Origin of the sequence: Streptomyces sp. NPDC058741, from assembly GCF_042746715.1 — a bacterium.
Taxonomy (GTDB): Bacteria; Actinomycetota; Actinomycetes; order Streptomycetales; family Streptomycetaceae; genus Streptomyces.
In genome coordinates this window covers 106,777-121,281 of record NZ_JBHYQH010000002.1, presented here as the reverse complement: position 1 = coordinate 121,281, position 14,505 = coordinate 106,777, and the positions used below count along the sequence as shown (strand labels likewise).

The window sequence follows — 14,505 nt, the reverse complement described above, 5'->3', positions numbered from 1 at the left end:
CTCACGCCCCGGGGTGACCTCCCCTCCCACCCCGGGGACGCCCCCTCCGCACGCTTCGAGCCCGTCTCTTCACCCCCCAGGAGCAAGCACGCCATGTCCCACACCAGCCATGAGTACGACTATGTCGTCATAGGCGGCGGAACGGCAGGTTCCGTGATTGCCGCGCGACTGACCGAGAACCCCGACGTCTCGGTCGCCGTCATCGAGGGCGGCCCCAGCGACGTCGGCCGCGACGACGTACTGACCCTGCGCCGCTGGATGGGCCTGCTCGGCGGCGAGCTCGACTACGACTACCCCACCACCGAGCAGCCGCGCGGGAACTCGCACATCCGCCACAGCCGCGCCCGGGTGCTGGGCGGCTGCTCCTCGCACAACACCCTCATCGCCTTCAAGCCGCTGCCCGCCGACTGGGACGAGTGGGAGGCGGCCGGCGCCAAGGGCTGGGGCGCGGTGCAGATGGAGGCGTACTTCGCCCGGCTGCTCAACAACATCGTCCCCGTGGACGAGCAGGACCGGAACGCCATCGCACGGGACTTCGTCGACGCCGCCCAGGAGGCACTCGGCGTGCCGCGCGTGGAGGGCTTCAACGAGAAGCCGTTCACCGAGGGCGTCGGCTTCTTCGACCTGGCCTACCACCCCGAGAACAACAAGCGGTCCTCGGCGTCGGTGGCGTACCTGCACCCGGTGATGGACGAACGCCCCAACCTGACGCTCATGCTGGAGACCTGGGCGTACCGGCTGGAGCTCGACGGCAACCGCGCCGAAGGCGTGCACGTACGCACCAAGAACGGCGAGGAGATCCTCGTCAAGGCCCGCGGCGAGGTCCTGCTGTGCGCCGGCGCCGTCGACTCGCCCCGGCTGCTCATGCACTCCGGCATCGGCCCCGGGGCCGACCTGGAGAAGCTCGGCATCCCCGTCGCGCACGACCTGCCCGGCGTCGGCGAGAACCTGCTCGACCACCCCGAGTCGGTCATCGTCTGGGAGACGAACGGCCCCATCCCGGAGAACTCCGCGATGGACTCCGACGCGGGCCTGTTCGTGCGGCGCGACCCCGAACTGCCCCACCCCGACCTGATGTTCCACTTCTACCAGATCCCCTTCACGGACAACCCGGAGCGACTGGGCTACCGGCGGCCGGAGTTCGGCGTCTCGATGACCCCGAACATCCCCAAGCCGAAGAGCCGCGGCCGGCTGTACCTGACCAGCGCCGACCCCGAGGTCAAGCCGGCCCTGGACTTCCGTTACTTCACCGACGAGGACGACTACGACGGCCGCACCCTCGTCGACGGCATCAGGATCGCCCGCGAGATCGCGAAGACCGAGCCGCTCGCCGGCTGGCTCAAGCGCGAGGTGGCCCCCGGCCCGGACGTCACGGGTGACGAGGAGCTGAGCGAGTACGCCCGCAGGGTCGCGCACACCGTCTACCACCCGGCCGGCACCTGCAGGATGGGCGCCGACGACGACCGGCTCGCCGTCGTCGACCCCGAGCTGCGCGTCCGCGGCCTGGAGGGCATCCGCGTCGCCGACGCCTCCGTCTTCCCCACCATGACCACCGTGAACCCGATGATCGGCGTGCTCATGGTCGGGGAGAAGGCCGCCGAGCTGATCGGTGGCGGTGCAAAGTGACCGCGACCCTCGAACCCCCCACGGAGCAGACCATGGACGACACCACACCCGTCTTCTCGGTGGAGGGCCTGTGGAAGGTGTTCGGCCCCAAGGCCGACCGCGTTCCCGGCGACCCCGAACTCACCGCCCTCGACGCCGCCGAGCTGCGCTCGCGCACCGGCTGCACGGCCGCCGTCCGCGACGTCGGCTTCGACGTGCGCAAGGGCGAGGTCTTCGTCGTCATGGGCCTGTCCGGCTCCGGCAAGTCCACGCTGGTGCGCTGTCTGACCCGGCTGGTCGAGCCGACGGCCGGCACCATCGCCATCGACGGCGAGGACGTCCGCGCCATGGACCGCGCCCGGCTGCGCGCACTGCGCCGCCACCGCGCCGCCATGGTCTTCCAGCACTTCGGCCTGCTGCCGCACCGCACGGTCCTCGACAACGTCGCCTACGGCCTGGAGATCCAGGGCATGGGCAAGGCCGAGCGCCGCGAGCGGGCCGCCGAGGTCGTCGTCAAGGTCGGCCTGGAGGGCATGGAGCACCGCCGCCCCGGCCAGCTCTCCGGCGGCCAGCGCCAGCGCGTGGGCCTGGCCCGCGCCCTCGCCGTCGACCCCGAGGTCCTGCTCTTCGACGAGCCGTTCAGCGCGCTCGACCCGCTGATCCGGCGCGAGATGCAGGACGAGGTGGTCCGGCTGCACCGCGACGAGGGCCGCACCATGGTCTTCATCACCCACGACCTCCAGGAAGCCCTCAAGCTGGGCGACCGCATCGCGCTGATGCGCGACGGCCGGGTCGTGCAGCTCGGCACGCCCGAGGAGATCGTGGGCTCGCCCGCCGACGACTACGTCCGTGAGTTCGTCCGGGACGTCCCGCGCGAGCAGGTCATGACGGTCCGCACGGCCATGCGCCCCCCGTCGGTGGACCAGGACGGCAGCGGTCCCGCGGTCCCCCCCGACGCGACGGTCTCCGAGGCGATCGAGGCGGTCGCCCGGGCCGGCGCACCGGCCCGCGTCGTGGACCGGGGCCGGTGCGTGGGCGTCGTCGACTCCGACACGCTGCTCGGCGTCGTCGCGGGCACGGAGCACCCCGCCCCGCCGGGCACCGCGCTGCCCAAGGAGGCGGTGTGATGGCCACGGTCACCGCGTCCGCCCCCCGCGTCGGCCTGCCGGGCATCCTCGGGCGCCCGGCCGTCCGCAAGCTGCTGCTGCTCGCCGTGGCCGCCGCGATCCTCGTTCCGCCGGCGGCGGGACGCTGGGCCAGCGGCACCTGGCCGAGCGCGCTGACCGTCGACTTCTCCGACCAGCTCGCCGAGACCAGCGACTGGATCATCGACAACCGCGACAGCCACCCGCTGTTCCTGTACTTCTTCGGCCACGTCAGCAATGTGGTCGTCATCGCCGTACGGGCCGTCTACCTCACGTTCCTCGCCGTCGGCTGGGCGGGCGTCACGGCCCTCGGCGCGCTCGTCGCCTGGCGCGTGGCCGGGGTGAGGCTGGCGCTGGGCACGGCCGCCGCCTTCCTGGCCTGCGGGCTGCTCGGCATGTGGGTGCCGACCATGCAGACCCTCGCCCTGATGGTCGTCGCGGTGCTCGCCTCGATCGTCGTCGGCCTGCTGCTCGGGCTCGCCGCCGGGCTGTCCGACCGGATGGACCGCGTGCTGCGCCCCGTCCTGGACACCATGCAGGTGCTGCCCGCCTTCGCCTATCTGCTGCCGGTCGTGCTGGTCTTCGGCATCGGCGTCCCGGCGGCCGTCCTGGCCACCGTGATCTACGCCGCCCCGCCCATGGCCCGCCTGACCGCTCTCGGCCTGCGCGGCGCCGACGAGGAGGTGCTGGAGGCCGTCGAGTCGCTCGGCGCCACCCGGCGCCAGCGGCTGCTGACCGCGCGCCTCCCGCTGGCGCGCACGGAACTCCTCCTCGGCGTCAATCAGGCGATCATGATGGCCCTGTCCATGGCCGTGATCGCGGCCGTCATCGGCGGGGGCGGTCTCGGTGACCGCGTCTACCAGGCCCTCGCCTCCGTCGACGTGGGTGCCGCGCTCGCGGCGGGCATCCCCATCGTGCTGCTGGCCGTCGTCCTGGACCGTGTCACGGGCGCCGCGGGAGCGGGGTCCCGCCCTGCTCGAACGAAGCCGAGGGCTTGGGGGAGGCTCGGGGCGGAACCGGAGCAGCGCGGCGGCCTGGGCCGGCTCCACGTCCTCGCCGGTGTCGTCGCCGTGGCCGTCGCCGGGCGGCTCGCGGGCCGGCTGGACTGGCCCGACGCCTGGGTCGTCGGCATCGCCGAGCCCGTCAACCGCGCCGTCGACTGGATGACCGCGCACCTGTACTCGGGCGTCCCGGTCATCGGCGGCACCGCCGACTGGGCCGGCCACCTCACCACCTGGGTCCTCGACCCGATGCGCGACGGCCTGCAGGCGCTGCCCTGGTGGGCGGTGCTGCTGATCGTCGCCGCCCTGGCCCTGGTCATCGGCACCTGGCGCACCGCGCTCACCGCCGTCCTCGCCATGGCCGCGATCGGCGTCCTCGGCGTGTGGAAGCCGTCCCTGGACACCCTCTCCCAGGTCCTCGCGGCCGTCGCCGTCACCCTCGTCGTCGGCTTCGCCGTCGGGATCGCCGCGGCCCGCAGCGACCGCCTGGAACGGGCACTGCGTCCGGTCCTCGACGTCTTCCAGACGATGCCGCAGTTCGTGTACCTGATCCCGGTCGTCGCCCTGTTCGGCGTCGGCCGCGCCCCGGCCGTCGCGGCCGCGATCGTGTACGCGCTGCCCGCGGTCGTCCGCATCACCACGCAGGGCCTGCGCCAGGTCGACCCGGCCGCGCTGGAGGCCTCCGGCTCGCTCGGCGCGACCAGCTGGCAGCAGCTGCGGCAGGTGCAGCTCCCGCTGGCCCGCCGGGCGCTGCTGCTCGCCGTCAACCAGGGCCTCGTGCTGGTCCTCGCCGTCGTCGTCATCGGCGGCCTGGTCGGCGGCGGCGCGCTCGGCTACGACGTCGTCTTCGGCCTCGCCCAGGGCGACCTGGCGACCGGTCTGGTGGCCGGCGCGGCGATCGTCTGCCTCGGCCTGATGCTCGACCGGGTGACCCAGCCCACCGAACGCCGCGCGAAGAAGGGAGCCTGAGATGCGTATCCGTCCCGCGGCCGTGGCCGCCGCCGTCGGTTCCCTCGCCCTGCTCACCGGCTGCGGTGCCGCCGACATGACCCAGCAGGCCTCGCCCTTCGCCAACGCCCAGGGCGCGAGGACCGTGACCCTGTCCGTGCAGTCCTGGGTGGGGGCGCAGGCCAACGTGGCCGTCGCCGAGTACCTGCTGGAGCACGAGCTGGGCTACCGCGTCGACACCGTCCAGGTCGACGAGGTGCCCGCCTGGGACGCCCTCAGCCAGGGCCGCGTGGACGCGATCCTGGAGGACTGGGGCCACCCCGAGCAGGAGCAGCGGTACGTCGAGGACAAGAAGACGATCGCCCCCGGCGGCGACCTCGGCGTCACCGGCCACATCGGCTGGTACGTCCCCACGTACCTCGCCGAGAAGCACCCCGACATCACGAACTGGAAGAACCTCAACAAGTACGCCGGTCTCTTCCGGACCCCGGAGAGCGGCAGCAAGGGCCAGCTGATGGACGGTTCGCCGTCCTACGTCACCAACGACAAGGCACTGGTGAAGAACCTGAAGCTGGACTACCAGGTGGTGTTCGCGGGCTCCGAGGCGGCGCAGATCACCCAGATCCGCCAGTTCGCCAGGGAGAAGAAGCCCTTCCTCACCTACTGGTACTCACCGCAGTGGCTCTTCGAGAAGGTCCCCATGACCGAGGTGAAGCTGCCCCCGTACGAGGAGGGCTGCGACGCCGACCCGGAGAAGGTCGCCTGCGCCTACCCGCACACCCCGCTGCAGAAGTACCTCAACGCGGACTTCGCCGAGCAGGGCGGGCAGGCGGCGGCCTTCCTGAAGAAGTTCAAGTGGACGACCGAGGACCAGAACGAGGTCTCCCTGATGATCGCCGACCAGAAGATGACCCCCGAGGAGGCGGCGAAGAAGTGGGTGGACGGCCACAAGTCCACGTGGAAGAAGTGGCTGCCCTGACGCCCGCTGCCCAGCCGGGCGGCGATCTCCCGCAGGGCCCGCGCGGCCCGCTGCCGGAGGCCCGGCCCGAAGGTGATCCGGGTGGCCCCTCGCGCGCCGAGTCCGGCGGGCGAGGGGCCACCGTCGGTCCGGGCCCCGACGTGGGCCGGGCCCTGGATCCCGGCGCGCAGCAGCGGCAGCACCTGCGGCGGGGCCCCGATGGGGTACACGGCGCCCGCCGCGACGTACAGCGCCGCCCGCTCGACGGCCCGCGAGGGATCGGTCATGCCGCGGACGAAGGTGTCCACGCGGGCGTTGAGCAACAGCCGCTCGCCCGCCGCCTGGCGCACCTCGGCCAGCCGGTCCGCGTGCGCGTGCGGGTCCTTGAGCACCCGCGTTCGGAGTCCTCCAGGTTGCAGCCCACCGCCCCCGTCTCCAGCAGCCGCTCCAGCAGCTCCTTCGGCGCGAGCCCGTACCCGCCCCCGACGTCCGCCGACACCGGCACGTCGACGGACCGGACGATCCGGGGGTCCGCCGCGTACATCTCGTCGGCCGGGGTGTGCCCGTCCTCGTAGCCGGGCGAGGCGGCGATCCCGGCGCTGGGGGTGGCGAGCGCCGGGAAGCCGGCCTCGGCGAACACCCGGGCGCCGGCCGCGTCCCACGGACCGGGCGGTGCGAGCGGGTCAGCGGGCAGCCGGTGCCGGTGCAGGGCGCGGAACGCGTCGGTCTGGTTCACGGCGTGTGACCTCCCGGCGGAATCCGGCGGCTCACCATCACCCGGTTCCAGTTGTTGACGGCGACGACCAACCCGATCAGATGGGCGAGCCGGGCCTCGTCGAAGTACCGCGCGGCCCGCTCGTACACCGCGTCCGGCACGAAGCCGTCGGTCAGCACGGTCACCGCCTCCGTCAGCGCCAGCGCGGCCCGCTCGCGCTCGTCGAAGAGGTCCTCGGTCTCCTCCCACGTGGCCAGCAGGTCCAGCTGCCGCTCGCTCACCCCGGAACGGCGCGCGATCGCCAGGTGCATGTCGAGGCAGAACGCGCAGCGGTTGAGCTGCGAGGCGCGCAGGACGACGAGTTCGGCGAGGGCCGGGTCGCCGAGGCCCTTCTTCGCGGTGGCGCTGAGGGCCGACAGGGCACGGCCGACCGCCGGGTCCAGCAGCCGGGTCCGGGTCGTCACGCGTACTGCCCCGGCTCGTAGTGGCCGGGAGCCATGCGGCAGGTCACCGCGAACCGGTTCCAGGCGTTGATCACCGTGATCGCGGCGATGACCTGCGCCAGCTCGGCCTCCTCGAAGTGCTTCGCCGCGTGGTCGTAGACCTCGTCCGGCACGAACCCTCCCCCAGAGCCGGAAGCCTGGGGGGTGCCCCCGGTCAGGAGCGTCACCGCCTCCGTCAGCTCCAGCGCGGCGATCTCCTTGGCGGTGTAGAAGTGCCGCGACTCGGCCCAGGCGCTGAGCTGCACGATCCGCTCGACGCTCTCGCCCGCGGCGAGGGCGTCCTTGGTGTGCATGTCGATGCAGAACGCGCAGTGGTTGATCTGGGACGCGCGGATCTTCACCAGCTCGTACAGCTTCGGGTCGATGCCCTTACGGGCGGCGGTCTCCAGGCGGACCATCGCCTTGTAGACCTCGGGCGCGTGCCTGGCCCACTCCAGGCGGGCGGGCTGTTCGGGGGCGTACTCCACGGTGGTCGTCTCTTCGGTGTGCGTGGTCATGCCCCGACCCTAGGAAGGAAGCAGCCCAGGAGTATGGTCCATTTCCATGGCGGAACCGTGGGCCACTCTGGGCATCGACCTGCACGTGGAACCGGCCGGACCGGGCCTGCGCCGGGGCCTCACGAACGCCCTGCGCGACGCGGTGCGCTCCGGCCGGCTGGCCCCCGGCACCCGGCTGCCCTCCTCCCGCGCGCTCGCGGCCGACCTGGGCATCGCCCGCAACACCGTCGCCGACGCCTACGCCGACCTGGTCGCCGAGGGCTGGCTCACCGCCCGGCAGGGCTCCGGAACCCGGGTCGCTGGCAGAACGGTCGTCCCCCCTTCCGGCACCGCACCCCGCCCCCGGGCCCGCAGCCGACCGGCCTACGACCTGCGCCCGGGCAGTCCCGACCTCGCCTCCTTCCCCCGCGCCGAGTGGCTCAGGGCCGCCCGCCGCGCCCTCGCCACCGCCCCGTACCACGCCCTGGACTACGGCGACCCCCGCGGCCGCCCGGAGCTCAGATCCGCCCTCGCCGGCTACCTCTCCCGGGCCCGGGGCGTACGCGCGGACCCCGAACGGATCGTCGTCTGCGCCGGGTTCGCCCACGGTCTGCGGCTGCTCGGCACGGTCCTGCGGTCCGGCGGGGCGCGGACGGTCGCGGTCGAGTCGTACGGCCTCGACGTGCACCGCGCGCTCCTGGACGCCGCCGGCCTGGACACCGTGCCGCTGCCGTTCGACCGGCGGGGCACGGACCCGGGGGAGCGGGCCGGTGCCGACGCGGTCCTGCTCACCCCCGCCCACCAGTTCCCCATGGGCGTTCCCCTGCACCGCGACCGGCGGGCGGCCGTCGTGGACTGGGCGCGCCGCACCGGCGGGCTGGTCCTGGAGGACGACTACGACGGCGAGTTCCGCTACGACCGGCAGCCCGTGGGCGCCCTCCAGGGCCTGGACCCGGACCGCGTGGTGTACCTCGGCACCGCGAGCAAGTCCCTCGCGCCCGGGCTGCGGCTGGCCTGGATGGTGCTGCCGCCCGGCCTCGCCGCGCGGGTCGCCGACGCGAAGGGCGGCGTCGACACCTGCGGGGCGCTGGACCAGCTGACCCTCGCCGAGTTCCTCACGTCCGGGGCCTACGACCGCCACGTCCGCGCGACCCGCCTGCGCTACCGGCGGCGCCGGGACGCCCTGGTCGCCGCCGTCACGGCCCGGGCCCCCGAGGCCCGCGTCACCGGCATCGCGGCCGGACTGCACGTCCTGCTGCGGCTGCCGCCCGGCACCGAGCGCACGGTGGTCCAGGCCGCCCACTGGCAGGACCTCGCCGTCCACGGCCTCACCCGCTACCGCCACACCGACGCGCTCGCCGAACCGCTCGACGCCCTGGTCGTCGGCTACGGCACCCCACCGGACCACGCCTGGGCGGGAGCACTGAACGCCCTGTGCGCGGCCCTGCCGGGCTGATCCGCTCGGACCTCCGACGACCTCCGCCCCGACCTCCGCCGCTACGGCCCGAGCCGACCGGACACCACCCGCGGTCCGGTCATCGCCGGGACTCCTCCTCGGCCGCCCCGCTTCTCCGCTCCGGTGGGCCCTGGCGGCGCGTCCCCCGGGCCCCGACCGGTGCGGGGCGCGCAACGGTACCTCCGTCTCGCGCAGGATCGCCTCGTACCGCGTCCGCGGGGCGGAGCCCAGCCCGATCATGGCGCCCGCGCCCGGGTGCATCCGGCCGTCGGCGAACGCGGCGGTCCGCAGCGCGAGGCCGAGGTCCGCGCCGCCGCCGCATCCGAACGAGCCGAGGGCGCCGGAGTGCACGCCCCGGGCCAGGCGCTCACCTGCGCGATATCCACGAACCGAGGCTTCCGATTCCCTGCGGGAACGCTCGCCCCGCGCTCATGCGCGCAGGCCGAAGGGAGCCGCACCAAGGGCACATGCCACGCCAAAGACCTCAAAACAGCGAGGGAGGAAGGGTTCGCGCCGGGGGCCCCTGTGCGCGCGGGCCTCCCGCTCTCTAGGCTGTCCGCTCGGCAGTACACGTACGAACCAACCGGGGGAGACACGGAGATGGCGGAAACCCGACGGCGGCTGCGCTCGAGCACGGTCGTGCTGGGCGGCATGGGAGTCCTGGCGGCGACCCTGTCCGCGTGCGGTTCCGACCCGGACCGCCGCTGTGTGGACCGGGGCAGCTACGACTACATCAACGGCTACAAGATCGTGGCCGACACGAACTGCTCGCCCAGCGTCTCCACCGGCACGGGCGGCAGGAAGACCGGCAGGGCCGGGACCGCGAACGCCGACTGGTACTACGACGCCGACGTCAGCGGCGGCTGGGCCGTGGACGGCACCTTCAGCCGCAGCGAGGCCGTCGACCGGGGCGGCTTCGGCTGCTCGGGCGGCAGCGGCGGCGGCTGAGCGGACGCGCAGCGATGGAACGCCGTACCACCGCACCCCGCCAGGGCTGGCAGCAGACCGTCGAGGAGCAGGGCCTGATCTACCCCCTGACCCGGTACCCCGACGACTCCCTGCGCCCCTACTGGGACGAGAGCGCCTACTACGTCTTCACCCTCGCGGAGATCGAGGCCCTCGAAGAGGTCGTCGAGGAACTGCACCGCATGTGCCTGGCGGCGGCGGACCACATCGTCACCGAGAACCGCTTCGCCGACCTCGGCATCACCGACCCACGTGTGGCCCGGGCGGTCGCCGAGGCCTGGCACCGCCGCGCCGAACTCCCCTCCGTCTACGGCCGCTTCGACCTGCGCCACGACGGCACGGGACCGGCCAAGCTCCTGGAGTACAACGCCGACACCCCCACGTCCCTGGTCGAGGCCGCCTCCCCCCAGTGGTTCTGGATGGAGGAGCGCTTCCCCGGCGCCGACCAGTGGAACTCCCTGCACGAGCGCCTCATCGACGCGTGGAAGAAGCAGGCGCCGCTGCTCCCGCCCGGCAGCCCCCTCTACTTCGCCTACTCCTCGGCCGACGAGCTCGGCGAGGACCTCATGACCGTCGCCTACCTGAAGGAGACGGCCGAACAGGCGGGCCTGCCGACCGAGTGGATCTCCATGGAGGAGATCGGCTGGGACCGCCTCTCCCGCCGCTTCGTCGACCAGCGCCTGCGCTTCATCCGCAGCGTCTTCAAGCTCTACCCCTGGGAGTGGCTCACCACCGACCGCTTCGCCGACCACGTCCTGGACACCCTCGACAACGGCGGCGGCACCGGCTCCACCCTCTGGATCGAGCCGGCCTGGAAGATGCTCCTCAGCAACAAGGCGCTCCTGGCGATCCTCTGGGAGCTCTACCCGGACCACCCGAACCTGCTGCCGGCGTACCTGGACGGCCCCCGGGACCTCACCGCCACCGGTTGGGTGGCCAAGCCCCTCCTGGGCCGCGAGGGCGCGGGCGTCACGATCCACGAGCCGGGCTCCGACCCCGCCCCGCGCGACGAACCCTGCTGCTACCAGCAACTGGCCCCGCTCCCCGACTTCGACGGCCACCGCGTGGTCCTGGGCGCCTGGGTGGTGGAGGACCAGTCGGCGGGCCTGGGCATCCGCGAGTCGTCGGGCCTGATCACGGACGAGTACGCGAGGTTCCTGCCGCACGTGATCCTGTGAGCGGGCCCGGGAGGGCGCGCTCCGTCAGGAGCGAGGGGAACGGCGCGACGAGCCACGACGCGCCCCGCTCCCGGCACCGGCGAGAACCCGGCAGACGCCGCCCCGCCCCTCGCCCGGTACTCTGATCCACGGGCCGTGACTGGCGTGCTGGGATGGGACCGACCATCGGGAAGCGGCCCCCGGACCCGGACGAACCCCGGGTACCGGAACCGTGCCGTGCGCCTGGGCCGTACCGTGAACGCCGAACGCACCGTCCGGAGGTCCACCATGCCAGCCGAGCCCCTTTCCACCGCATCCACCGCCTACCGCGCCGCCCTCGACGTCATCCGCGCCGTGGAGCCCCGCGTGGCGGACGCCATCGGCCGGGAGGTCGCCGACCAGCGCGAGATGCTCAAGCTGATCGCCTCGGAGAACTACGCCTCCCCCGCCACGCTCCTGGCGATGGGGAACTGGTTCAGCGACAAGTACGCCGAGGGCACCGTCGGCCGCCGCTTCTACGCAGGCTGCCGCAACGTCGACACCGTCGAGTCGCTCGCCGCGGAGCACGCCAGGGAGCTGTTCGGCGCCCGCCACGCCTACGTCCAGCCGCACTCCGGCATCGACGCCAACCTGGTCGCCTTCTGGGCCGTCCTCGGCGCCCGCGTCGAGGTGCCCTTCCTGGAGAAGACCGGCGTCCGCCAGATCAACGACCTGACCGAGGCCGACTGGGCCGAGCTGCGACAGGCCTTCGGCAACCAGCGCATGCTCGGCATGTCCCTGGACGCGGGCGGCCACCTCACCCACGGCTTCCGCCCGAACATCTCCGGCAAGATGTTCGAGCAGCGCTCCTACGGCACGGACCCGGCCACCGGCCTCATCGACTACGAGGCCCTGCGCGCGCAGGCCCGCGAGTTCAAGCCGCTGATCCTCGTCGCGGGCTACTCGGCCTACCCCCGTCTGGTGAACTTCCGGATCATGCGCGAGATCGCCGACGAGGTCGGCGCCACGCTCATGGTCGACATGGCGCACTTCGCCGGCCTGGTCGCGGGCAAGGTGCTGACCGGCGACTTCGACCCGGTCCCGCACGCCCAGATCGTCACGACGACCACCCACAAGTCGCTGCGCGGCCCCCGCGGCGGCATGGTCCTGTGCGACGACTCGCTGAAGGACCAGGTCGACCGCGGCTGCCCGATGGTCCTCGGCGGCCCGCTCCCGCACGTCATGGCCGCCAAGGCCGTGGCCCTCGCGGAGGCCCGCCAGGAGTCCTTCCGCGACTACGCGCAGCGCATCGTCGACAACTCCCGCGCCCTCGCCGAGGGCCTGACGCGCCGCGGCGCGACGCTGGTGACGGGCGGTACGGACAACCACCTGAACCTGATCGACGTCGCCTCCTCCTACGGCCTCACCGGCCGCCAGGCCGAGGCCGCCCTGCTGGAGTCGGGCATCGTCACCAACCGCAACGCGATCCCCGCCGACCCGAACGGCGCCTGGTACACGTCGGGCATCCGCATCGGCACGCCCGCGCTCACCACGCGCGGCCTGGGCACGGCGGAGATGGACGAGGTGGCGGGCCTGATCGACCGCGTCCTGACCGCCTCCGAGCCGGGCACCACCAAGTCGGGCGCCCCCTCCAAGGCCCAGCACGTGCTGGACCCGAAGATCGCCGACGAGATCGGCCGCAGGGCCACGGACCTGGTCTCCGGCTTCCCCCTGTACCCGGAGATCGACCTCGGCTGACGCGTCCCCCGAGGGACGTGGGGACCGCGGACCCGCCACGACGGGTCCGCGGTTCCCCACCGCCGGAACCACCCGCGGCCCTCTGAGAGAATGAGGCCATGGCCTCAGACCGACCCCGCGTGCTGTCCGGCATCCAGCCCACCGCCGGCTCGTTCCACCTCGGCAACTACCTCGGCGCCGTCCGCCAGTGGGTGGCGCTCCAGGAGACCCACGACGCGTTCTACATGGTCGTCGACCTGCACGCGATCACCGTGCCGCAGGACCCCAAGGACCTGCGCGCCAACACGCGCCTGGCCGCGGCCCAGCTCCTCGCGGCCGGTCTCGACCCGGACCGCTGCACGCTCTTCGTCCAGAGCCACGTCCCCGAGCACGCGCAGCTCGCCTGGGTCATGAACTGCCTCACTGGCTTCGGCGAGGCCGGCCGGATGACCCAGTTCAAGGACAAGGCCGCCAAGCAGGGCGCCGACCGCGCCTCCGTCGGCCTGTTCACGTACCCGATCCTCCAGGTCGCTGACATCCTGCTGTACCAGGCCCACGAGGTCCCCGTCGGCGAGGACCAGCGCCAGCACGTCGAGCTGACCCGCGACCTCGCCGAGCGCTTCAACGGCCGCTTCGGCCCGACCTTCACCGTCCCGAAGCCGTACATCCTCAAGGAGACGGCGAAGATCTACGACCTCCAGGACCCGTCGATCAAGATGAGCAAGTCGGCCTCCACGCCGAAGGGCCTCATCAACCTCCTGGACGAGCCGAGGACCACCGCCAAGAAGGTCAAGAGCGCGGTCACCGACACGGACACCGTGATCCGCTACGACACCGGGAACAAGCCGGGCATCAGCAACCTCCTCACGATCTACTCGACCCTCACCGGCGAGACCGTCGGCGAGCTGGAGGAGAAGTACACCGGCAAGATGTACGGCGCGCTCAAGACGGACCTCGCCGAGATCATGGTCGACTTCGTCACGCCGTTCCGCGAGCGCACCCAGCAGTACCTGGACGACCCGGAGACGCTCGACTCGATCCTGGCCAAGGGCGCCGAGAAGGCCCGCGCGGTCGCCGCGGAGACCCTCGCGCAGGCGTACGACAGGGTCGGCTTCCTGCCCGCCAAGCACTGAACCGGCCCCCGGCGCACAGCCGTGGCACCGCACAGCGCTGTACATCACGTCCGTTGCGCCTGCCCGTAACCGTGCCGTGGCCGTACAGTCGATAACCGGGTGGTCGTATCAACGGCCACACTGACACGACAGGAGACGACGTGGGGACCGTAACGATCGGTGTGTCGATCGCGGTCCCGGAGCCTCACGGCAGCGAGCTCCAGCAGCTGCGCGCGGGCTTCGGCGACGCCGCGGCTCACGGCATCCCCACGCACGTCACCCTGCTGCCGCCCACGGAGGTGGACGGCAGCGCCCTGCCGGCCGTCGAGGCGCATCTGAGCGAGGTCGCGGCGGCAGGCCGGCCGTTCCCCCTGCGGCTGCACGGCACCGGCACCTTCCGGCCCCTGTCACCGGTGGTGTTCGTCCGGATCGTCACGGGCGCGGAGGACTGCACCCGCCTCCAGCAGCAGGTCCGCGACCCCGCCGGCCCGGTGGCCCGTGAACTGCAGTTCCCCTACCACCCGCACGTCACCGTCGCCCACGGCATCGACGAGGCGGCGATGGACCGCGCCTTCGCCGAACTCGCCGACTACGAGGCCGCCTGGCCCTGCACCGGCTTCGCCCTCTACGAGCAGGGCCCCGACGGGGTGTGGCGCCGGCTGCGGGACTTCACCTTCGGCCGCCCGGCCGTACCGCAGCAGGGCTCGGCGCAGCGGGGCTCGCTGCCGGCCTACTGACCGGCCCCGA

The 14,505-nt window shown here is 72.9% G+C and carries 12 protein-coding genes and 1 pseudogene; 10 read left to right on the top strand and 3 right to left on the bottom strand.

The features are described 5' to 3' along the window. The first annotated feature begins 93 nt into the window (after window positions 1–93). Genes ACFW6P_RS02025 through ACFW6P_RS02010 form a run of 4 tightly spaced genes read left to right on the top strand, consistent with a single transcriptional unit; the run spans window position 94 to window position 5,678 of the window. Complete coding sequence (locus tag ACFW6P_RS02025; protein ID WP_386422723.1) at window positions 94–1,626, top strand: GMC family oxidoreductase; 1,533 nt, start codon at window positions 94–96, stop codon at window positions 1,624–1,626. 32 nt (window positions 1,627–1,658) lie between these two features. Then, on the top strand, window positions 1,659–2,732 hold the full coding sequence (locus ACFW6P_RS02020; protein ID WP_386422721.1) for a glycine betaine/L-proline ABC transporter ATP-binding protein: 1,074 nt from the start codon (window positions 1,659–1,661) through the stop codon (window positions 2,730–2,732). Further along, the gene (locus ACFW6P_RS02015; RefSeq protein ID WP_386351517.1) at window positions 2,732–4,720 is read left to right on the top strand and encodes an ABC transporter permease; all 1,989 of its coding nucleotides are present in this window, start codon (window positions 2,732–2,734) and stop codon (window positions 4,718–4,720) included. The genes ACFW6P_RS02020 and ACFW6P_RS02015 overlap by 1 nt, the downstream gene beginning before the upstream one ends. A 1-nt stretch (window position 4,721) precedes the next feature. Further along, a complete protein-coding gene (locus ACFW6P_RS02010) occupies window positions 4,722–5,678 on the top strand; it encodes an ABC transporter substrate-binding protein (RefSeq protein ID WP_386351514.1) in 957 nt (318 codons plus the stop codon). A gap of 74 nt (window positions 5,679–5,752) precedes the next feature. On the opposite strand, the pseudogene ACFW6P_RS02005 reads toward ACFW6P_RS02010, so the two are convergent. The 3 genes and pseudogenes from ACFW6P_RS02005 to ACFW6P_RS01995 all read right to left on the bottom strand — a co-directional run. Beyond that, window positions 5,753–6,393 (bottom strand): annotated as a pseudogene (locus ACFW6P_RS02005) (isocitrate lyase/phosphoenolpyruvate mutase family protein); the annotation flags it as partial. Next, window positions 6,390–6,836: a carboxymuconolactone decarboxylase family protein gene (locus ACFW6P_RS02000; RefSeq protein ID WP_386351511.1), complete on the bottom strand. Its 447-nt coding sequence runs from the start codon at window positions 6,834–6,836 to the stop codon at window positions 6,390–6,392. The pseudogene ACFW6P_RS02005 and the gene ACFW6P_RS02000, both read right to left, overlap by 4 nt. Next, on the bottom strand, window positions 6,833–7,372 hold the full coding sequence (locus ACFW6P_RS01995; RefSeq protein ID WP_386422720.1) for a carboxymuconolactone decarboxylase family protein: 540 nt from the start codon (window positions 7,370–7,372) through the stop codon (window positions 6,833–6,835). The genes ACFW6P_RS02000 and ACFW6P_RS01995 overlap by 4 nt, the downstream gene beginning before the upstream one ends. 46 nt (window positions 7,373–7,418) lie before the next feature. On the opposite strand from ACFW6P_RS01995, the gene ACFW6P_RS01990 reads away from it, so the two are divergent. The 6 genes from ACFW6P_RS01990 to ACFW6P_RS01965 all read left to right on the top strand — a co-directional run bounded on the left by ACFW6P_RS01990 (window position 7,419) and on the right by ACFW6P_RS01965 (window position 14,495). Further along, window positions 7,419–8,807, top strand: coding sequence for a PLP-dependent aminotransferase family protein (locus ACFW6P_RS01990; protein ID WP_386422718.1), 1,389 nt, complete (start codon window positions 7,419–7,421; stop codon window positions 8,805–8,807). 600 nt (window positions 8,808–9,407) lie between these two features. Beyond that, window positions 9,408–9,755 carry a hypothetical protein gene (locus ACFW6P_RS01985; protein ID WP_386422716.1) on the top strand — a complete coding sequence of 116 codons (348 nt, stop codon included), beginning with the start codon at window positions 9,408–9,410 and terminating at the stop codon, window positions 9,753–9,755. A gap of 14 nt (window positions 9,756–9,769) precedes the next feature. Then, on the top strand, window positions 9,770–10,951 hold the full coding sequence (locus ACFW6P_RS01980) for a glutathionylspermidine synthase family protein (RefSeq protein ID WP_386422714.1): 1,182 nt from the start codon (window positions 9,770–9,772) through the stop codon (window positions 10,949–10,951). 216 nt (window positions 10,952–11,167) lie between these two features. Next, the gene (locus ACFW6P_RS01975; RefSeq protein WP_386422713.1) at window positions 11,168–12,667 is read left to right on the top strand and encodes a glycine hydroxymethyltransferase; all 1,500 of its coding nucleotides are present in this window, start codon (window positions 11,168–11,170) and stop codon (window positions 12,665–12,667) included. Between the two features lie 98 nt (window positions 12,668–12,765). Continuing rightward, entirely contained in the window at window positions 12,766–13,779 is a 1,014-nt protein-coding gene (gene trpS / locus ACFW6P_RS01970; protein ID WP_386422711.1) for a tryptophan--tRNA ligase, read from the top strand. Window positions 13,780–13,919: 140 nt separating this feature from the next. Next, window positions 13,920–14,495 carry a 2'-5' RNA ligase family protein gene (locus ACFW6P_RS01965; protein ID WP_386422710.1) on the top strand — a complete coding sequence of 192 codons (576 nt, stop codon included), beginning with the start codon at window positions 13,920–13,922 and terminating at the stop codon, window positions 14,493–14,495. Window positions 14,496–14,505 lie beyond the last annotated feature (10 nt).

Excerpts from the sequence above, each read along its gene's own strand:
- ACFW6P_RS02025 (WP_386422723.1), top strand. The coding sequence starts at position 94 with ATGTCCCACACCAGCCATGAGTACGACTATGTCGTCATAGGCGGCGGA.
- ACFW6P_RS02020 (WP_386422721.1), top strand. The coding sequence starts at position 1,659 with ATGGACGACACCACACCCGTCTTCTCGGTGGAGGGCCTGTGGAAGGTG.
- ACFW6P_RS02015 (WP_386351517.1), top strand. The coding sequence starts at position 2,732 with ATGGCCACGGTCACCGCGTCCGCCCCCCGCGTCGGCCTGCCGGGCATC.
- ACFW6P_RS02010 (WP_386351514.1), top strand. The coding sequence starts at position 4,722 with ATGCGTATCCGTCCCGCGGCCGTGGCCGCCGCCGTCGGTTCCCTCGCC.
- ACFW6P_RS01995 (WP_386422720.1), bottom strand. The coding sequence starts at position 7,372 with ATGACCACGCACACCGAAGAGACGACCACCGTGGAGTACGCCCCCGAA.
- ACFW6P_RS01990 (WP_386422718.1), top strand. The coding sequence starts at position 7,419 with ATGGCGGAACCGTGGGCCACTCTGGGCATCGACCTGCACGTGGAACCG.
- ACFW6P_RS01985 (WP_386422716.1), top strand. The coding sequence starts at position 9,408 with ATGGCGGAAACCCGACGGCGGCTGCGCTCGAGCACGGTCGTGCTGGGC.
- ACFW6P_RS01980 (WP_386422714.1), top strand. The coding sequence starts at position 9,770 with ATGGAACGCCGTACCACCGCACCCCGCCAGGGCTGGCAGCAGACCGTC.
- trpS (WP_386422711.1), top strand. The coding sequence starts at position 12,766 with ATGGCCTCAGACCGACCCCGCGTGCTGTCCGGCATCCAGCCCACCGCC.